18 protein-coding genes are annotated in these 20,696 nt (G+C 39.3%); 2 read left to right on the top strand and 16 right to left on the bottom strand.

Translation table 11 applies throughout. From position 1 onward, the window contains the following. Positions 1–14: 14 nt before the first annotated feature. From CRS_RS02875 to CRS_RS02830, 10 genes are all read right to left on the bottom strand, one after another. Positions 15–1,358 carry an alginate export family protein gene (locus CRS_RS02875; protein WP_228451155.1) on the bottom strand — a complete coding sequence of 448 codons (1,344 nt, stop codon included), beginning with the start codon at positions 1,356–1,358 and terminating at the stop codon, positions 15–17. A gap of 64 nt (positions 1,359–1,422) precedes the next feature. Further along, complete coding sequence (locus tag CRS_RS02870) at positions 1,423–2,055, bottom strand: hydrolase (RefSeq protein ID WP_142722570.1); 633 nt, start codon at positions 2,053–2,055, stop codon at positions 1,423–1,425. Between the two features lie 32 nt (positions 2,056–2,087). After that, positions 2,088–2,399 (bottom strand): hypothetical protein, encoded by a 312-nt coding sequence (locus CRS_RS02865; RefSeq protein WP_002978753.1) that lies wholly within the window; start codon positions 2,397–2,399, stop codon positions 2,088–2,090. Positions 2,400–2,415: 16 nt separating this feature from the next. Continuing rightward, entirely contained in the window at positions 2,416–3,237 is an 822-nt protein-coding gene (locus CRS_RS02860; protein WP_142722569.1) for an alpha/beta fold hydrolase, read from the bottom strand. 313 nt (positions 3,238–3,550) lie between these two features. Next, a complete protein-coding gene (locus tag CRS_RS02855; RefSeq protein WP_142722568.1) occupies positions 3,551–3,757 on the bottom strand; it encodes an ArsR family transcriptional regulator in 207 nt (68 codons plus the stop codon). Positions 3,758–3,791: 34 nt separating this feature from the next. After that, complete coding sequence (locus CRS_RS02850; protein ID WP_142722567.1) at positions 3,792–4,592, bottom strand: HAD family hydrolase; 801 nt, start codon at positions 4,590–4,592, stop codon at positions 3,792–3,794. 78 nt (positions 4,593–4,670) lie between these two features. Next, entirely contained in the window at positions 4,671–5,720 is a 1,050-nt protein-coding gene (locus tag CRS_RS02845; RefSeq protein WP_142722566.1) for a UDP-glucose--hexose-1-phosphate uridylyltransferase, read from the bottom strand. After that, positions 5,704–6,888 (bottom strand): galactokinase, encoded by a 1,185-nt coding sequence (gene galK, locus CRS_RS02840; protein WP_142722565.1) that lies wholly within the window; start codon positions 6,886–6,888, stop codon positions 5,704–5,706. Before galK ends, CRS_RS02845 begins: the two co-directional genes overlap by 17 nt. A 90-nt stretch (positions 6,889–6,978) precedes the next feature. Further along, positions 6,979–7,632, bottom strand: a complete 654-nt coding sequence (gene fsa / locus CRS_RS02835; protein WP_142722564.1) for a fructose-6-phosphate aldolase — start codon at positions 7,630–7,632, stop codon at positions 6,979–6,981. A 90-nt stretch (positions 7,633–7,722) separates the two neighbouring features. Further along, positions 7,723–8,595, bottom strand: a complete 873-nt coding sequence (locus tag CRS_RS02830; protein WP_142722563.1) for an AraC family transcriptional regulator — start codon at positions 8,593–8,595, stop codon at positions 7,723–7,725. Positions 8,596–8,752: 157 nt separating this feature from the next. On the opposite strand from CRS_RS02830, the gene CRS_RS02825 reads away from it, so the two are divergent. Continuing rightward, positions 8,753–9,349 carry a hypothetical protein gene (locus CRS_RS02825; RefSeq protein ID WP_142722562.1) on the top strand — a complete coding sequence of 199 codons (597 nt, stop codon included), beginning with the start codon at positions 8,753–8,755 and terminating at the stop codon, positions 9,347–9,349. A 124-nt stretch (positions 9,350–9,473) separates the two neighbouring features. Here the strand turns inward: CRS_RS02825 and CRS_RS02820 are convergent, their stop codons facing one another. Genes CRS_RS02820 through CRS_RS02795 form a run of 6 tightly spaced genes read right to left on the bottom strand, consistent with a single transcriptional unit; the run spans position 9,474 to position 19,436 of the window. Beyond that, on the bottom strand, positions 9,474–11,507 hold the full coding sequence (locus tag CRS_RS02820) for an alpha-glucuronidase (RefSeq protein ID WP_142722561.1): 2,034 nt from the start codon (positions 11,505–11,507) through the stop codon (positions 9,474–9,476). A 27-nt stretch (positions 11,508–11,534) separates the two neighbouring features. After that, positions 11,535–12,509 carry a glycoside hydrolase family 43 protein gene (locus CRS_RS02815; RefSeq protein ID WP_142722560.1) on the bottom strand — a complete coding sequence of 325 codons (975 nt, stop codon included), beginning with the start codon at positions 12,507–12,509 and terminating at the stop codon, positions 11,535–11,537. A gap of 21 nt (positions 12,510–12,530) precedes the next feature. Next, positions 12,531–13,640 carry an endo-1,4-beta-xylanase gene (locus tag CRS_RS02810; protein WP_142722559.1) on the bottom strand — a complete coding sequence of 370 codons (1,110 nt, stop codon included), beginning with the start codon at positions 13,638–13,640 and terminating at the stop codon, positions 12,531–12,533. Between the two features lie 9 nt (positions 13,641–13,649). Further along, positions 13,650–15,095: an MFS transporter gene (locus tag CRS_RS02805; RefSeq protein WP_142722558.1), complete on the bottom strand. Its 1,446-nt coding sequence runs from the start codon at positions 15,093–15,095 to the stop codon at positions 13,650–13,652. Between the two features lie 28 nt (positions 15,096–15,123). Next, a complete protein-coding gene (locus CRS_RS02800; protein WP_142722557.1) occupies positions 15,124–17,028 on the bottom strand; it encodes a sialate O-acetylesterase in 1,905 nt (634 codons plus the stop codon). Positions 17,029–17,060: 32 nt separating this feature from the next. Continuing rightward, positions 17,061–19,436 (bottom strand): glycoside hydrolase family 127 protein, encoded by a 2,376-nt coding sequence (locus CRS_RS02795; RefSeq protein WP_142722556.1) that lies wholly within the window; start codon positions 19,434–19,436, stop codon positions 17,061–17,063. A gap of 513 nt (positions 19,437–19,949) precedes the next feature. Between CRS_RS02795 and CRS_RS02790 the strand changes: the two genes are divergently transcribed. Then, positions 19,950–20,636 (top strand): NUDIX domain-containing protein, encoded by a 687-nt coding sequence (locus CRS_RS02790; RefSeq protein WP_142722555.1) that lies wholly within the window; start codon positions 19,950–19,952, stop codon positions 20,634–20,636. Positions 20,637–20,696 lie beyond the last annotated feature (60 nt).

Raw genomic sequence — 20,696 nt, 5'->3', positions numbered from 1 at the left:
TGATTTAGTAATGATTAAAATTTGAATCCCAGCCTGATATTCCAGAAAACACCGCTTTTTGCATCCTGAATGATATCTTCAATAAAAAGCCCTTTGTGGAAATACTGAAGCCCGCTCACAAAAGAGAAATGTTTGTTGAAATTATAAGTGAAACTCGTTAAATAAGCGGTTCCGATATACCTTTCATCTGAGCTGCTTCCGGGACGGTTCAGTGCCCCGCTCGGCCGGTAGACTCCGTCGTTCAGGGAATATCGCCAGTTGAAGACAACATCCATCTGCATTTTGAGTTTGGAAGTCAGATCAAGGGTCATATACGGATGAATATCAATTAAATTGACAGGACCCACCTGCGGGCTGAAGCCGAAATAGCCTCCTTTCGGATATAAAGGATTAAATGTATTGAGCTTTCCGTCATTTTTTGAATGATCTCCTGATATATAATCGTTTCTCAGATTGATACTTGGCCTGAATGTAAAGTTTTCAAAAAGATAACCTATATCTACAGATCCTGTCCACGCACTGATCTTTTCATTTCCGAAGCGTCCGAACTGATAGGCTGCTTCCAGGTTATAAATAAATCCGCCGCCATATTTCCACAGCCTTCCACCGACTGTGTGACGCTTTTCTCTTGCTGTTCCGGCTTCAAAAACAGATTCGTCTCTACGGATTCCGAGATAATACAGATCCAGATTCCCGGCTTCAGGAATAATGATTTTGGAATAAAGTCCCCAAAGATTAAGCTGCTTTGAAAGGGTATTATCAAAAACTCCGGTCTTGACAGAGTCTGCCATCATTGCAAAAGCATCTACGGAAACATTTTTATAGGAATACATGATTTTAGCTCCTGTAAAAGACAGCCTTGCATTCGGTCCTTCCCTTACAGAAATTAATCTGCCGGAACCGTAGTCCAGCTCCTGTCTTCCCAGCCTCACTATCAGCTTCTGATCTTCCTTATTCACCAAACCTGCATCCAGAAAGAGATTCTGAATACTTAGCTGGTCTTCATCAATGCCTCTTGAACCGTTTTTTCTTCCGTTTTGCAAAGCACTTCTGATCTGTGAGAATATTCTGAAGTTTTTCCCGAAATGCCAGTCTGCATGAAGGTCATAGCGTTGGAGAAAAAAGTCGTTGTGTCCTATCTTAAGCCTTCCCCAATCTTCATTGTTGAAATCCACATATTCATACCTTGCCTCGCCACCCAATGAGAGATAGATATCTTTCTTTTCATTGAGAGGGAGATATTTAATTTTGTCATAAAAGCTCTTTGTGGAATCTTTCAGATATTCATAATTTTCGTCATACCGCAGAAGTTTAAAACTCTGGGAGGAGAATGTTTCAGAACATAAAAGAACTGTCATGATAAAAGCTTTTAAGAACAGTATTGAAGGTGCAGATTTCAACATTGAAAATGGTATATGGATTTTAATGATTCAGCATATGGTGAGCATAATGGATTCCTAATCCGTAAGACGCACCATATTTTTTCATAAGGTCAGTTACAGGACTGTATGTTTCCTGACGTGCCCAGTCTCTCTGAAGTTCAAGGATATACTGAATGGAAGTCATAGGCTTTACTCCGGAATGGATCATTCTCTGTACTGCTCTTTCGTGCGCCTCATCACTTACATCTCCGCAGGCATCGGTAATGACATACACATCATAGCCTTCCTCAAGCGCAGATAATGCAGGACCCACAATACAAACGCCTGTCCATAATCCTGCGAAAACCAGCTTCTGTTTCTGTGTTCCCACAATTGCTTTATAAGCGGCTTCATCTTCCCATGTATTCATAGTAGTTCTGTCGATATACCCTGATGTTGCCATAGGAAATGCTTCCTCAATTTCAGGGAAAACAGGACCTGAAAAACTTTGTTCAGCAACTGTGGTGACGATAGTCGGAACATTGAATATTTTAGAAGCACCACATAGTACCGCAACGTTATTACGCAGCTCATTCATGGAGATACTTTTGGTGGCAAATGCCATTTGTCCTTCAAAATCAATCAGTACCAGTGCATGATTTTCAGGGGAAAGGAGTTTTGATGATGGTTTCATAAAGTTTATTTTATTAAATAATTGGGGTTAAGTTAATTGGATGATAGTTTTCTGATGAGTTCTGTACTTACAGTATCGGCATAGATTCCGTAAGCGCTCGTCAGGATGCCTTTTACAGAATACTTGTCGGAAGCGATGCCGTAGACTACTTCTTCATCTCCCTGATCGGTATCTCCTTCAAAGCGGAATGTATATCGTATTTTAAAGTCTTCCGGAGAAACATCAAGAAAATTATTGAGCCTGATGCAATCATTTTTAAGGTTAAAATCTTCTGTATATCCGTTTTGATTAAGCCACTGAACGGCCTCAGTCAACGTATCAAAAGCTGGCTGTATCGTATTCATTGGTAAAGAATGCTGATTATTCTGTGATAAAAGCTAAAATATCTTTGTTGATGGTTGGATGCTCTGTTGTCGGCATACCGTGAGGGAAACCAGGATAGGTAATCAGTTTTCCGTTCTTCAGTAATTTGGCTGATTTTATCGCTGAATTTTCAATCGGTACAATCTGGTCATCTTCACCGTGAAGAACCAATACCGGAATATCAACAGCTTTTAAATCTTCGGTTAAATCTGTTTCTGAAAAGGCTTTGATCCCATCATAATGAGCAACAATTCCTCCCATTAACCCCTGTCTCCACCAGTTTCTCTGTATTCCGTCTTTTACATCAGCACCTTCCCTGTTGTAGCCATAGAACGGAATAGTAAGATCGTAATAAAACTGATTTCTGTTGTTCATCGTCTGTTCTCTGATATTGTCAAAAACTTCCATAGGAACACCGTCAGGATTGTTTTCACTCTTAACCATTACCGGTGGAATGGCACTGATCAGAACCGCTTTCCTAGCTCTCCCGTTTGAATATTTGTTAACATAACGGATCACTTCCCCGCCACCTGTTGAATGCCCGATGTGTACAACATCTTTCAGATCAAGGAATTCAACCAGTTCTGCAGCATCAGAAGCATACTGTTCGATAGTATGATTATAAATGTTCTGGCTGGAACGCCCGTGGCCTCTTCTGTCGTGGGTAACCACTCGGTATCCTCTCTGTAAAAAGAAAATCACCTGTGCATCCCAGTCATCAGATGATAAAGGCCATCCGTGGTGAAACATCAGTACAGGTCCCTGCCCCTGATCTTTGTAAAAAATTTCTGTTCCGTCTTTTAAGGTTAGTGTGCTCATTGTTGTAGTATTTTTTGAATTAAACTTATGAGCATAATGCCAAAAAACAACCCAAAACAACAAACCAATTGATTTCCAATATATTAATAAAAACAACTCATAAATTATACTACGAAATACCGTAGTTTTATGATTCAGCTATCAGTATTTATATAAAAACATAGAAAATTTAAGCACAGAAAAAATCCAAAAGCATGTGTTACCAATCTAAATTCCTGCTTACATACGATTAAAAACAAAAAAATCAGACTCAGGTCTGATTTTTTTAATATTATTATACTATTTGTAATACCGGAAGTTATGATGATATCCGTTATTCTGCCTTTATTTGTGACAGATCAAGCCCCAGTTTTGTAAATTCTTCCTGTCCTTTCTCTGTAATATAATAGTTACGATCTGCAGGATTCTCTTTGGCAATCCAGCCTTTCTCAACGAACTGTTCTAAAAGAAGCTGCCCTAATTTTCCGCCGATATGCTCATAGCAGGTTTTAGCGGGTTTTCTGCCGGTTGATTTGTTCATATTGTATTGGTTATTAAGTTTATTATAGGAAATGTTAGTTCAGATGTAGATAATCCTTAATTGTTTTCAGCACTCCGAAGCTGTCATTGGTACATGCTTCAAAATTGGCCACCTGTTTTACGTTCGGATGGGCATTTTTCATGGCGTAAGAATATTTAGCATTCTTAAGCATTTCTATATCGTTCATATAATCTCCGAAAGCCATCGTATTTTCAGGTGAGATTCCCAACGATTTCTGAAGGATTTTAAGGGCATTGCCTTTATTGATATCCTTATTCATAATATCCAGCCAGTACTCGCCAGAAACAACCACTTCCAGACCGAATTCTTCAAATCTTTTAAGGACCGGAAACAGATATTTTTCAGAGCCATCCGGATGGTAAACCGCTATTTTGAAAGCTGTATCATCAATTCTTTCTGTCAGATCATCCTTTTTCATATTCTCGGTATAGTACTTTGAGAAAAAGTCTACAAACTGCTGATCTTCAGTTTCATAATACGCCATTTTTTTAGCGGACAGTACTGCTTTAGCACCCGGTATTTCCCGAACCGCTTTGATGATCTCAACAATATATTTATACTCCAATACATCGGCAAAAAGCTCCTGATCTTTATAGATGACATAACCTCCGTTTTCAGCAATAAAACCGATTTCACTCTCTATATCTCCGAAATAATGGGTAATCCCGGGCATCTGTCTTCCGCTTGCGGGTACAAATACAATATTTCTTTTTTTCAGTTCTTTATAAACATCCGAAAATTCAGGACTCATTTCATGACTGGAATTGAGAAATGTCCCATCCATATCGGTAACAATTAATTTAATCTGTTCCATAATTTTATTAAGGTTATGCGATATTCTGCGTTTATCAGAATTACAATCTGCATATTCTTTCCAAAGATATTGATTTTATTATTTTTTCTTGTAATGAATGGTGGGAAGGTTTCTTAATATTTCGGCACTTTGTTCCGGGGTAATGTCGCGCTGAGGTTCTGCCAGCATTTCATATCCTACCATAAATTTTTTAACTTCTGCGCTCCTGAGCAGCGGAGGATAAAAGTGCATATGAAAATGCCATTCCGGATGTTCCTTACCATCTGTAGGAGATTGATGGATTCCTGCAGAATAAGGAAACGATGTTTCAAAAAGATTGTCGTACATGGTGGTCAGATCCTTGAGCATCGCTGCAAAAGACTCTTTTTCATCCTCAGAAAATGTCGCAATATTTTCTCTTTTCTGTTTGCTGATCATGATCGTCTCATAAGGCCATGATGCCCAAAACGGTACCAGTGCTGCAAAATGCTCGTTTTCTGTAACAATACGTTCGCCAGCCGCAATTTCCTGCTCAAGATAGTCTTCCAGTAATGTTCTCTTATTCTTTTCAAAATACGATTTCAACTGAGTCTGGGTTTTCTGAACCATTGCCGGAATGGACGACTGTGCCCATATCTGGCCGTGCGGATGAGGATTGCTGCAACCCATGATGCTTCCTTTGTTTTCAAAAATCTGAATATAGTTGATATGCTCCAGAGCGGCCAGTTCACTGAACTGCTCCTGCCATACATCCACTACATTTTTTATGTGTTCTACAGACATTTCCGGTAAAGTAAGGCTGTGATCTTCAGAGAAACAGACCACCCTGTTGATACCACGTTCGGGAAGAAGAGTAAAAAATCCGGGATCTTCATTGGAAAAATCAACTTCTTCATTCAGCAATGCTCCAAAATCATTATTAAAAACATAGGTTCCTTTATACTCTGGGTTCCTGGCTCCGTTAGCACGTCTATTTCCCGAACAGAGATAACAGTCCGGGTCGTATACAGGACGGTTTTCTTCTGCTGTTTCTTCTCTCTGCCCCTGCCATGGCCTGTTTGCCCGCTGCGGGGAAACCAGTATCCATTCGTCCAAAAGAGGATTGTATCTTCTGTGGGGATGTTTTTTACGGTCAAATGATGTATTCATTGGTGTACTCTTTTATCCCTTCGGAAATTTTAACCTGATAAACTTTCATCTGAATATTAAAATGTTCAAGATATTTTTCACGAACGGCGCTGATCACTTCTTCAACTTTATTTTCCTTAATCAGATTGATGCTGCAGCCTCCAAAACCGCCTCCCATGATTCTTGCTCCCAATACTCCCTTCTGCTTCAATGCATGTTCCACTAAAAAATCAAGTTCATTGCAGCTGACTTCATACTCAGTTGAAAGACCGGCATGCGTTTCCGTGAGCAGTGTCCCAAGATATTCAACATCTCCTTCTGAAATCGCTTTTGCTGCCATTTCCACCCTCTGGATTTCTTTCAGCAGGTAGAGACATCTTTTGTATGAAACACTTCCCATTTCCTCTTTTACACCATCAAGCATCGCCACCGTGAAGTCTCTGAATTTTTCTATTTCCGGAAATTTTTTCCAAAGGACTTTTTTACCGTTTTCAACATCTTTACGTCTTTCATTATAACCGGATGTCAGATGAGTATGCTTTACACAGCTGTCAAACAGCAACAGACTGTATCCTTTAAGATCCGCATTAAAATACTGATATTCCAGGGAGTGACAATCGAGCATAATTACTTTATCTTCCCTTCCGAAAACAGAGGCAAACTGATCCATAATACCACACTGAACTCCGGCGAAAGTATGTTCCGATTTTTGCCCGATCACTGCAATCTCTTTTTTGGATAGCTGAAGATCAAAAAGCTCATTGAGGATGTAGGCGAAACCACATTCAAGTGCTGCAGAAGAAGAAAGTCCGGAGCCCATCGGGATGGTACTGCTGAAGACAATTTCCATTCCACAAAACGGGTTTTCCGGCTTCTGAAGCTGGCTGAAAACACCCAGAATATAATTCGCCCACATCTGCTGTACCGGCTTTACTTCCATGGTGACATCAAATGTATATTCTTCTCCAAGATCTTTAGCAATGAGGGTACATACATTTGTCTGGGGCCGCCTGCGGACAGCAAAACAGATGTATTTGTCTATGGCAGCAGGAAGCACAAAACCATCGTTATAGTCTACGTGCTCACCAATAATATTGATTCTTCCCGGGGAGAGGAAAATGTGTTCAGGCTCTGCTTTGAATTCGGCCTTAAACTTTTCTATAGTTGGGTTGATTAACTGTTCGTGCATATCAATCTTTTCTGATAAAGCAGATCTTAGGTGATCTGTGTAATAAAACTACTGAATTTATAACAGAGATTATACTTTTTCTGCCCAATCTTATTTCATTTTTTGTGAATCTTTGATGAACTGATCTAATCCTGAGTCTGTCAGAGGATGTTTGAGAAGAGACAGTATAGGAGCCAAAGGGCATGTCACCACATCAGCACCTATCTTGGCACAATTGATAATATGCATACTGTGTCGTACTGAGGCAGCCAGTATCTGTGTCTGAAAAGCATAATTATCATAAATTGTTCTGATTTCCGAAATCAGATGAAGACCATCCGTAGAGACATCATCCAGCCTTCCCAGAAACGGAGAAACATAAGTAGCTCCTGCTTTGGCGGCCAGTAGTGCCTGTCCGGAAGAGAATACAAGCGTACAGTTTGTTTTTATTCCCTTTTCAGAAAAATAACGGATGGCTTTGATCCCATCTTGAGTCATGGGTACTTTTACAACAATTCTTGGATGGAGTGCAGCAAGCTCTTCTCCTTCTTTAACCATTTCTTCGAAAGTAATTCCCAATACTTCAGCACTTACATCCCCATCCACAATTTTACAGATATCAAGGTAATGATGATGTATATTCTGCTTTCCGGAAATTCCTTCTTTCGCCATCAGTGAGGGATTTGTAGTTACTCCATCCAAAACTCCAAGAGCATGGGCTTCCTCTATCATCGCCAGGTTGGCGGTATCAATAAAAAATTTCATAAATGTGACTAATTATTTATAAGTGTTAAAATTACACTTATATTTTAATAAATTAGTATGATAACAGACTTTTTTATTGTTCTTCAAAAATTATTCCATGAAATAATTAAACTCTTTCCTGTATTGAGAAGGACTTTTTTGAATATATTCTTTAAATGTCTTATTAAAATAACTGAAATTATTAAATCCGGATTCAAAGCAGACTTCAGTAATGCTTAAAGGCTGTTCTGCAAGAAGCTTAAGCGCGTGGGTAATCCTGTACTCATTAACAAACCGGGTAAAAGTCTTGTTCGTAATTTTTTTAAAATAGCGGCAAAAAGAAGGTACTTTCATATTGGCAAGATCAGCAACTTCCTCCAGCGTAATGGCTTCTTTGAAATGATCTTTCACGTAGTTGAATATAAGATTGATCCTTTCGTTGTCTTCGATCTGGGTCTGGAGATAATATTTTCCTGCATTTAAAATTCTGTAATCCTGAGTAACAGACAGATCATCCAATATTTTCAGAAATCTGCACAGCTTATCCAAAGAGGAAGCTTCATGCATTTCAACAATTTCTTGTCCGATTTTTTTCTTCACCTCTTCCCCAAATACTATCCCGGCCTTAGATTTTTCTAGTAAACTCGAAATCCTCTGCATTTCCGGTAAGTTCCATATAGGTTCTCCTAAAAAATCAGGTTTAAACTGGATGACCATCTCGTAGTCATTATTAGTATTTTCATTCGTAAGTCCGCAATGGGGAAGATTGCTTCCGATCAGAACCAGATCTCCATCTGAAAAATAGGTAATGCTGCTTCCGATCTGTCTTTTTCCGGAACCCTTACAGACAAAGATCAGTTCAATCTCAGGATGGTAGTGCCAAACATGGGATTTTATATTTTCGCTGGCAAGAAACTTCAGGCTGGTAAAGCTGCTGCCAATCGTGGGCCGTATTGCTTCAAACGAAGGATGTAGATGCTTCATGGATTCAAATATTTTATCCTACACAAAATTAACAAAAATATATCAATAAAATATAAACAAGGTTAAAATAGAACATATATACGAAAATTATATTGTAGCATGATCAATACTACTGTCCTAGCTTTGCATTATCAATTATCACTAAAAGCCTTAACCCATGAGTACATTATTAAAAACCGTATTTCTTGCAGGGTCATTATTATTTTCTGCAAGCTTAATGAGTAAGGACAGGGATTTTTCCCTTTCTTTTGGAAACGTACAGGCCAAAACACTGAATTTTGAGCTTTCGAACGCCAGAAGTGTATCTGTTTTTATTTATAACAGTGCCCATGACGAATTATTTTCCGAAAATCTTGCAGATGGGGATCATGTAACGAAGACTTATGATTTTCAGAGTCTGGTACCGGGAACTTATTATCTGGTAGCGGAATCAGAGATGAAGATAGAGAAATACAAAATAAAAATCAATGCTGAAAATGGAATGGAAGTGGAAAAAAAGCCGGTAAGTTCAGTCAATAAACCTGAATACACCATTTCAGGGCATATGGCCAAACTTCACATGTCTGATGTAAAAGGTCCTGTAAGCATTTCAGTATATGACCTTTCCAATACCACCTATTATAACTCCAACAGAAAATATGCTGATGGCAAAGTGGATATTACTTTTGATCTTGATCCTAAGACAGCAGACCAATACATCATCCGGGTTGAAGAAAACGGAAATGTTTTTAACCGACTGATTTCACTCAGGTAATCCCAACTATTACAGATAGATTGACATATCGATCATTCCAATTATTTTGGATTAAAATTTTACTTACAGTTTATTGTTTTGAGGCAGCTCCATTTCCGATCAGGAAAAAGAGCTGCCTCATTTTTTAATTGTGATGACCCATATTCAGCTTAATCTTCTTCAGATCTTCCAGTTCATGGACAGGGCGTTCGATGTCATAAGGAATCGGTTTTTTGGAAAAGGTCTGGAAATACAGCAGGCAGGCATCTTTCCACCAGACTGCATCTTTTGACTGAATTCTGAGTTTTGACTGTACATCAGCAAATCTCTGTTTATCTATATAAGGTTCCATTCTATCCCAGACTTTCTGATAGTCCCTTACTTTTTTCACCCCTGAATCATAGGTATAACACAGCTCATCCCACAGTGTTTTTCCGTCTTTCATTTCATAATCCCACGGAACATGATGAAACCATAGAATAAGATTTTCCGGGCAGGTTGAGATATTTCCATATCTTTCATTCAGTGGCGGAAAATACTGTGAAACAGCATTACTTCCTGTTTTTGTCCTGTCAAAACCTACTCCTTTAGCATCAGCCTGATGGTAATAGACAGGAGACCAGTCCGGTCTTCCGCCTTTATAATCTCCCCATGGCTCAGGACCATAATGATGTCCTCCAGCAAAGATATGGTGAAGTCCCAAAGGCATCATATAATCCACAGCAGTTTCCCTGGAAGAAAGCATGATTTCCTTTACCGGATCCAGGAATTTCTGATCGTCTGTAAAGGTCATTTTAATCCATTCATCCGCAATCTGCTCTGAACTCAGCTGATGGTTCCATGCCAACCTTCCGAATGCATACCAGTTGGCCTGTGCAAAATGATGTCCTGTCCAGTTGGTATCTTCCCCGATATTGGCAACGGCTGAAATAGCTGAAATTTTTGCGGGTCTTAATGTACCGTCTGTAATTTTAGCAATCGTGGATCCCTGGCCGTCAGAATAGGTGTCGCTATCCAGTGTTTCCTTGAATAAAGGAGCCAGAAAAACGAGATGATTTGAAAAGCCCAGATATTCCTGGGTGATCTGAAATTCTACCATTTCAGAAGTTTTTCTTAATGCTCCGAAAAGCGGATTAAAAGCTTCGCGGGGCTGAAAATCAACCGGACCGTTTTTGATCTGAATAATGACATTATCCCTGAATTTACCATCCAGAGGAACAAATTCCAGATAAGCCTGTTTGGCTCTGTCGTCTTTGCTCGGACTGTAGACAAATGCTCTCCACATCACGATTCCACTGTAAGGTTTCAGAGCATCAGCCATCATATTGGCTCCGTCTGCATGCGTTCTTCCATAATCCTGAGGGCCAGGCTGTCCTTCGGAATTGGCTTTCACCAAAAACCCGCCGAAATCAGGAATTAATCTGTAAATTTCAGCTGCTTTATCTTTCCACCACTTTTGTACATCTTTATTCAATGGATCTGAATTTTGTAATCCACCCAGCACTTTAGGTGAAGAAAAATTTACAGAAAGATACACCTTGATGCCATAAGGTCTGAAAATATCGGCCAGAACTTTGACTTTCTTAAGATAGTCTTCCCTAAGCATATTGGGCGATGCGTTCACATTATTCAAAACAACGGAATTAATTCCTACAGAGGCATTAGCTCTCGCGTATTCTTCATAGCTCGGAGAAATTTTACCGGGTAAATCTTCCCATTTCCAAAGTGATCTTCCTGCGTATCCTCTTTCAATACTTCCGTCCAGATTATCCCAATGATTCAAAATCCTTACGTCATATGAAGGTTTTTCAATGGTGTTTAAGTGAGACAGGTCGGCCTTTGTCTGCTGTAATCGCAAAATATGATAGACTCCATACAGCAGTCCTATTTCTTTCCCTGCAGAAATAACGATTTTTTCAGACGTGGAAATAATTTTGTAGCCGTCTTTCAGATTTTTCTCCTTGTTTTCTGTACGAAGTTCCACAGCCTGCCCCTGCCAGTGGCTACTCAGCTCTTTTCTGGCAATGTTCAGCGTGGAACTGTTCCCTTTGGAAATAATTTTATCTGCCGATATTCCGTTTTTTGCAGGAAACCGAAGCCAGAGCTGACTTCCGTCCTCCGCGAAAACCAGCAAAGGAAATATCAGAAAAAATAGAATATTGAGTCTCAGATATCGCATTGAAAAATTTTAAATTATTACAGATGACTATGACTGGTCTTCCAGACCTTCAATCGTTTTGATTTTCCCTTCATGATCGTATTCCAGTTCAATGACTTTCATGCTTCTCAGCCATGTTTTACCACCACTGGGAACAGAATCATGGAAAAACAGGTACCACTTTCCTTTAAACTCCACAATGCTGTGATGCGTTGTCCATCCTATCACCGGAGTAAGAATTTCTCCCTGAAAAGTAAACGGACCGTAAGGATTATCCCCTGTTGCATAGCAAATCAGGTGGGTGTCTCCTGTAGAATAAGAAAAATAATATTTGCCATTGTACTGATGCATCCATGACGCTTCAAAAAAGCGGTGTTTATCACCATGAAGCAGTGGTTTTCCGTTTTCATCGATAATGACAACGTCTTTAGGAGCTTCAGCAAATTGAAGCATATCATCGCTTAGCAAAGCTACCTTTGAATGGATTGCAGGCTGGTCATTTTCAGGAATTATCGCAGATTCAAGGGCCTTATTATCTCTATAGCGCTGCAATTGTCCACCCCATATTCCTCCGAAGTATATATAATATTTTCCGTTATCTTCAAAAATACAGGGATCAATACTGTAGCTTCCCATCATCGGATGTCTTTCAGGGATGAAAGGACCGTAAGGTTTGTCGCTCACAGCAACACCGATTCTGAAAATATCATTCTGATCTTTCAGGGGAAAGTACATATAATACTTTCCGTCTTTAAAGGCTACATCACAATCCCAAAGCTGTCTTCCCGCCCATGGAATATCTTTTACCGAAAGGACTACGCCATGATCTTTAATTTCTCCTCTGTCTACATCATCCATTGAGAAAACATGGTAATCATTCATGTCAAAGTGATCCCCGTTATCGTTTTCTTCAATTCCGCTTTCGCGGTCGTGAGAGGGATAAATATAGATTTTATCTTCAAAAACGTGAACGGAAGGGTCTGCCATATAATCTTCCGGGAATAAATATTTTGATTTTTTCATTAAGTAAAAATTCTATTGATTTTAATTTTTCTCTGCCAGTTTTATTATTTTCTGTACCACAGGTTTCTCCTGGTCTTTCCTGTCAAAAAGTAACGGGTAATCTGTTCTTCCTTTTACCGGGAAATCATTTTTCCAGGATTGTTTATCAGTAACTCCCCATAAGGTTACCCTTCTTATTTTATCTTTATGTTGCAAGAACAAACCAAAGAAATCAAGGTAACGCTTTTCCCACTTCATTTCTACTTCCCTGGGAAGTCCTTTGGTGTAAGGATTCACTTCTTTCTGATAGGCAACGGTATCTGAAACATTGGCAGAACTGCCCCATGGAGAAGGCAGTGCGCTAATTTCCAGTTCCGTAATATTAACTTTAACTCCCGCATTGGAATAGGCCAGAATTGCTTTTCCATATTCATCGATAGAAGGGTTATCCATTCCGACATGGGCCTGCATTCCTACTCCATCAATACGGATTCCTCTTGATTTAAGTTTTTCAACCATTGCAATGACTGTTTTTACCTTTTCAGGATACCATTCATTATAATCGTTGTAATATAGTTCTGCATTGGGGTCAGCTTCCTGTGCATACTGAAATGCCAAAGGAATAAAATCTTCACCCAGGATTTCGTAAAATTTACTTTTTCTGTAGGTTCCGTCTTCAAGAATGGCTTCATTCACCACATCCCATCCTTTTACTTTCCCTTTGTAACGGGAAACTACCGTTGTAATATGGCTTTTCATGCGCTGTTTCAATACTTCCGGAGAAACATCTTTTCCATTTTTATCTGAAAAAAACCATTTTGGAAGCTGCGAATGCCAGATTAAAGTATGCCCGATGATGAACATATTGTTTTTTATTCCGAAATCAACAAATTTATCAGCATCATCAAAGAAAAACTTTCCTTCCGTTGGCTGCAGAAACATAGATTTCATACAGTTTTCGGCGACAATAGAGCTGAACTGATTTCTGATAATGGCTACCGCTTTTTTATCTGTACCGTCAATCTGGGGAAGATTCATCGCCGTCCCGATGTAGAATTTATCCTGAAATGCTCTTTTTAAAGTACCATCAGACCTCTGCGCCGACAGTCCGGAAGCGGTAAGAGCCGCCAAACCTATTAAAATACGTTTCATATTGAGTTTTTATTTTCTTCTTTCAGCCAGATCTTTTTCAATCTGAACTTCCATTTTTTTGTTGATTTTGTAAAATAAAAGCAGTCCGCAGGCAATGAAAAACGGTATGGACGGGAATATGCTCACGAGCATTTTCGCTCCTGCAGCCACTGTTTCAGGCTGAATAACCTGTTCATTCCCATGTACAGAAATGTATCCGTATTTTCCTATAATTAAAGCTACCAGAGAGCTTCCAATGCTCAGGCCTACTTTCAGTCCTACCATCATGGCAGAAAAGATAATAGCTGTTGCCCTGCGATTGTTCTTCCATTCCGAATAGTCGGCCACATCAGCAATCATTGCCCACAAAAGCGGTGTGCTGATTCCATAAAAGAATCCGTGTAAAATCTGGGACAGGAACATAATTCCCACAGCTTTCGGAGGATAAAATATAAAGAACAGAATAAACAGTGTAGAAATGAATAATGAAGCGATAAAAGTATCTCTTTTTCCAAATCTGTCTGCCAGCTTTTTAGAAAAAGTAATGCCTACAATCATCATTACAATTCCTCCTGCATTAAACAATCCGAACCCGGCAGATTTCGGGTCTTCTCCGAAGAAATTCATCCCTGCAGAATTAAAAAATGCTGTAATGGGTGAGATAAAACTTTTGAGTGCATTTTCATCCACATAGTTGTTGAAATAGTATACATACGATCCTCCTTTCATGGCCAGTGTGATAAATATAAATGCGGTCACGGTAAGCATAATAATCCAGGGTCTGTTCTGGAATAAATCTTTTAAATCTTCTTTCAGACTTGATTTCTGGTCCGGTTTGGGAATGATTCTTTCTTTGGTGGTAAAGAAGGTAATCAAAAGCATGATGGATCCGATCACAGCCAGCCAAGTCATAACAGTCTCAATTCCCTGTGCTTTGTCTCCATGTCCTACATATAAAATGATAGGAAGCATAAATACCTGTACAAAGAATTGTGCAAACATTACTGCTACAAAACGGTATGAAGAAATACTGTTTCTTTCTCCCATATCTCCCGTGATAACGCCACTCAATGCAGCATAAGGCAGGTTATTGGAAGCGTATAATAACAATAATAATGAATAGGTAACCGCAGCATAAATCATTTTACCCTGATAGGAAAAGTGAGGCGTACTGAAAGCTAATAGTGCTGCAATACCAAGCGGTACGGCGGTAAATAGAATCCATGGACGGAATTTCCCCCATCGTGAACTTGTACGGTCTGCCAGCGCTCCGATAAGCGGATTAAAGCCAAACCCGGCAATTAAACCTACGGTAAGGGTAATGACAGAAGCATCTTCTGCTTTGAGTCCGTAAATATCTGTGTAAAAATAGGTCAGGTAGGTCACTAAGGTCTGAAAAACAAGATTGGCCGCCAGATCTCCCAGGCTATACCCTACTTTCTCTATTACCGATATTTTTTGTGGCTGATTATCCATTGATTTTGATAAGGTTTTCTATGTTAAATTAATTTTTTTCTGTTGTAAAAGGTGAAGCAGGAAGCCCGCTTTTGTTTTTAAGATTGCCGTCTGGATTGTCTGCCCAGTCGTAGCGTACATTGACAGGGCTTGTGACCTGATCATTCCATACCATCACTTTATTTCCTTTTGCTTCTGCTTTGGCCCATTGGTAGCTGCCATCTTTCTGCTGTATGGCAAAACCTTTCAGTTCTCCCTGTACCAGATCATCTGTTCCGGGTTTAAAGGATAGAATAATGGTTTTTCCTTCTGTCTTCATCGACTGATAAACGGGGCCGTCAGCTATGATTTTTTTGCCTTCACCTATTTTCAGAGCCTGTAAAGCAAGCCTGTCACCCACTGTTTTTTTATTGAGCGGATGAATATCATTCCACTCTCCTACATCAATAATTACTGCAAGGCCAGAGTAAGGAATATGAAGAGAAACCTGTCTCTGCTGTTCTCTCAGCTCAGCCCAGTTGCTTTCAAGCGGCTCATCTTTTTTCTCCATAAAATTAGCCAGCTGTACAATGAAGAACGGCAGATCATTCTTTTTCCATTTTGAACGCCAGTCTGAGATCATTGTTGACAATAAATCTCCGTATTCTTTTGGCTTTCCTGTATTGCTTTCACCCTGGTACCAGATAAATCCTTTGATTTTATAATTGATCAGCGGATTAATCATAGCATTGTAAAGCCCTACCGGTTTCCAGCGGATAAATGTCTGTCCAGGAGCCATTTTTTCCATTTTTGCTCCTATTTTATATTTCCACTCCCCTTTAAGGTCTGTTTTTTGTCCGTCAATTTCTAAGTAATATGGTTTATCAGCAATAAACTGTCCTTTTCCACTGCCATTGATGACTCTTACCGTAATGATGTTCTTTCCTTCTTTTAAAACCCCTTTGGGAATATCGTACCAGCGTGGTGGATATTCATAGGTTACATTTCCTACTTTGATCCCATTAATATAAGTAACATCAGCATCTTTTATCCTTCCCATATTTAAAAATGCTGCTTTCTGATCTGCTCCCTTGGGCAGGATAATTTCTTTACGGAACCATACCGAACCGTCAAACGGGCCTTCCTGATCTTCCCATGATCCAGGCAGCATTATGGTTTTCCATCCTGCATCATTTCCGTTATCTTTTTCCCAGTGCTGATTGAACCCAATATCACTCTGATCCAGCTCTGCATACCATGCTTTGCTTAATGATCTTTCCTGGGATTCTGTAGATTGTATCAGGTCATCGTTTTTCCATTTTTCTGCTTCACCCAGGTATTCCGGGTATTTTTTCAGTGATTTTTCATCCATCCAGGCCTGAACCGGAGAGCCTCCCAGACTGGTATGAATGATTCCTACCGGAACTTTATTTTTTTCATTCAGTTCTTTGGCAAAGAAATAGGCAACCCCGGAAAAATCAAGTATTGTCTGAGGATTTGTACTTTCCCATTTCCCGCCGTCAAGATCATTTTGCGGAGCTTTAAAATTGTATTTCTGCGGAACGGTGAAGAATCTTATATTCTGATTATTCGCCTTTTTAATTTCATCTCCATACAGAGGTGTCAGCCTGCGCATCGGAAGTTCCATATTGGATTGTCCTGAAGCTACCCACACATCACCAATAAGAATATCTTTAAGGGTGATCTCATTAATCATCATGGTATATGGGCCTCCGGCATTAAGCTTTGGAAGCATAAGAGCCCAGTTTCCACTTTGGTCTGCTGTGGCACTATACGTTTTATTGATAAACTTAATTGTAATTTTTTCTCCTGCATCTGCATATCCCCAGATTTTAAGATCCTGATTTCTCTGAAGGATCATTCCGTCTGAAACCAATGCGGGAAGCCTTACCTTTGCATGAAAACTGCAAATAGCTGCAAGAAAAAATAATAAATATAGAGTTCTGTTCTTCATGGAAAAAATCTGTTTTTAATGTTGGTTCAGCTTTATTTCTTTTCGTAATTTTCTGTCAGTAAACGGACTTCAATGACTTTAGCAGTCATGAGTTTTTCATCTGCAAGGAATTTTACACTAAGATTTTCTTCATTCTTTTCTGAATCCGGAATCGGAACAATCAGATATTGGGGTAAACTTCCGGACTTTCCTTCCAGATTTTGAGCCATGATTTTTTTTCCGTTGATCTCAATATTCAGCGTGCGGTTGGCATTCGCATCAAAATAAAGCAGGTAAAGGTATGAAGCATTTTTTCCGTTATTTTTCATCTGGTAACTGAACCAGCCTTTGGCATCACGGAAATGTCTGTCTTCCATATATCCTGTGCCAGAGTCTTTGCTTTCTATAAAATGATCTGATTCCGGCTGCTGTTCACCTAACTGGATCTTATCTGCGGTGATCATGTCCAGCTTTCTGGTTTCCGTTTCTTCTTTTGCCTTCTGCTTCAATGTATTTTCTATTTCGTTTTTGTCAGCCTGAGGCCAGTACAGAATATATCTTTCTGCCTGAATATTGTAAAACGGCACAAGATTTAGTCCTTCCCCGAATTTTTCAGACGGATAAAGACCCTTAACGGCAAAGTTGAGCGGTTTATTGTTCAAAGGCGTAACATGGCTGACCACCTCGGAAGGGCTTCCAAGGATAACGGGAATTTCGTTTAAAGGGATTTGCGGACCGTGAGCAATATGGCCGCCTCTGCTATCGTCCGCAAGAAGTCCCTGTTGGTTTTCGGTACCGTATTTTGCGGCAAGCACCACAGGTCCGTATTTAAATGCATAATAATTGGAATGGTCAGGAAGTTGTTCTGCAGAAAGATGCATCGGCAGGGTCATTTTCACAACATCTCCTTTTTTCCATTTTTTAGTCAGGGTAAAATAGCCATCGGAACCACGCTGTACTTTTTCCTGTTTTCCGTTGACCAGAATTTTTACTTCCGAAGGTGTCGTCCATTCCGGACATCTCAGTTTTAAATCAAATTCTGACTTTCCTGCAGCATCAAAAATCAATGTTGTTTCAGGAGCTTCCGGGAAATTATTGACCTGTCGGAGCACTACTTTCTGCTGTTTCCATGTCAGTGTGGAAGGGATAAACAGGTTCACATATAAATCCTTATCTGACCGGGCATAAATCATTTCCCCATATTTGGCATGGTTTTCCATTCCGGATCCTACACAGCACCAAAAACTGGTCTGAGGCTGTGAATACACACGGTAGTGTCCGGGACGCATTGGCGTAAAGTAGACAAAACCTCCCTGATCATGATTTTCTGTGGAAAGGATATGATTGTATAATGCTTTTTCGTAATAATCTATGTAGTAAGATTCGGGTAGTGTTGCATAAAGCTCTTTGGTCAGCTTCAGCATATTATAGGTATTGCAGGTTTCGGGGCCTTCAATACTTTTTATCATACTGCTGAAATCATTGACAGGATTAAAATGCTCACTGACACTGTTTCCGCCAATAACAGACGATCTTTTCTCGGTAATATTATGCCAGAAAAAATCAGCGGCATTACTCCAGGAGGCATTGTTTTCAAGATCAGCAATGCGCTTGTAGCCGATTACTTTTGGAATCTGTGTATTGGCATGAAGGCCTGTAAGCTTATCTTCTCCTGCTAAAAGAGGGTTAAGGATAGCCTGATGAGAAAAGCGATGGGCCAGTTTCAGATATTTCTGGTCATGAGTGATATCGTAAACATCTGCAAAAACTTCGTTGAGTCCTCCATGTTCACTGCGCAGCATATCCTGTATCTGTTCATCAGAAAGATCCGACACTTCATTCATCATCCAATCTGTGAGTCTGATCAGCATTGTCTTTGCTTTTTCACTTTTTGCATACCAATAGGCATCACGCAATCCTGAGTACAGTTTGTGAATATTATATAAAGGTACCCACCGGTCGTTCAAGCCGAAGCCTGAAGCGCGTATATTTCCCTGTTTTATTTCTTTCCAGATCTTTTTTCCGTCGGGAATTCCTGAAATATATCCGTCCGGAGAGGCTTTCTGGCAACGTTCCAGCTCACTGATCATATAATCAATTCTCTGTTTTATTGCAGAATCCCCTGTCGAAGCATACATCAGGGATAATGCGGAAATATAATGTCCTCCTATGTGGCCGTCCAAACCGGTATTTTCCCAATTAGGATAATTATCAGCCTTTGGTTTCAGCCCCGCTTCTTTAAGGTAAGGAGCCAGCAACCTATCCGGCTCCAAAGCCATGAGATATTGACGGTCTGCCATCATGGCTTTATTGAAAACACTCTCTGACAGCTTAACAGTTCCTAAAGGAAAATAATGAATTTTCTCCTTCACCTGCGCTGAAGTAAATGCAGCAAAACACAATAAAAAAACTGAAAGTTTCGGGGCCATTATAAATGTTAATTCAACATTTCTAAAATAATGGAAAGAATCAATATACGAAACATTTCCCTGGTCTGTTCGATCTATTTTTTCATTTAAAACTTTCCATAAAGCCCTAAAAATAACAAAAAGCATACTACCTTATCATAAAAAATAAGATATTTAATTTAAAGAAAAACAAAACCTTAAGATCATATGATTCCCTGTAAAAATGAATTCAGGATATGTTTTATTCAAAATTTTAATAATACAGCAAATACCTTATCGTATTTTTAACGTTAAGCTGTTTTATCTAATTATTTTTAACTATTAATTTAATTTTAACACAACTTTAACATTCAATTCATACTTGATTAACCTGATTTCAGGGATATTTTCTGGTTTTGATGGATGTTTCACCTCCCAAAATATCCTTTGGCTATAATTTTAATGAAATAAATCATTAAGAATAAAAAGTGTATGAATCACATTTATATAATATCGTATTCATAAAAGCTTTACCTTTGTAGTAAAATATAAAAGATGACTGAGGATTACTCCCAATATCCCAAACACCTTGTTGCCGTTGACTGTATCATTTTCGGTTTTGATGGCGAAAATCTTAAAATCCTTTTGGTAAAAAGAAATTTTGAACCTCAGATGGGCGAATGGTCGCTGATGGGGGGGTTCATCGGAAGTGACGAGACATCAGATGAAGCGGCCAACAGGGTTTTGTATACGCTGACCGGTCTTGAGAACATCTATCTTGAGCAGCTGAAGTGTTATACTGAAATTAACCGTGAGCCAACAGCCAGAATTATGTCTATCTCTTATTACGCACTGATTAATATTGAGAAAGATATTCAGATCAACGAGCAGTACAGTGCAAAATGGGTGGAACTTCAGAAAGCACCCGAGCTTATTTTCGATCATAATAAGATGGTAAAAGATGCTGTGGCCAGACTGAGGAGAAGAGCTTCCACTGGGCCAATAGGATTTGAGCTTCTTCCTGAAAAATTTACCATGAAGGATCTTCAGAATCTTTATGAAGCTATTTTTGACGAAAAGTTTGACAAACGGAACTTTACCAGCAAGATCAACAGTATGGATATCCTTGTCAATACTAATAAAAAGGATATGAGTTCCTCCAGAAAAGGCTCTTTTCTTTACCGGTTTGACGAAAAAAAATACAACAAGAAAATCTCAAGGGGATTTATGTTTAAGATATAATAAAAAAACAGGATGCTTTTTAAGCATCCTGTTTTTTTATTATAGGTGAAAAGTCAATTT

Origin of the sequence: Chryseobacterium sp. ON_d1 (assembly GCF_006829085.1) — a bacterium.
In the GTDB taxonomy this organism is placed as follows: Bacteria; Bacteroidota; Bacteroidia; order Flavobacteriales; family Weeksellaceae; genus Chryseobacterium.
This window is presented reverse-complemented; position numbering and strand designations above follow the sequence as displayed.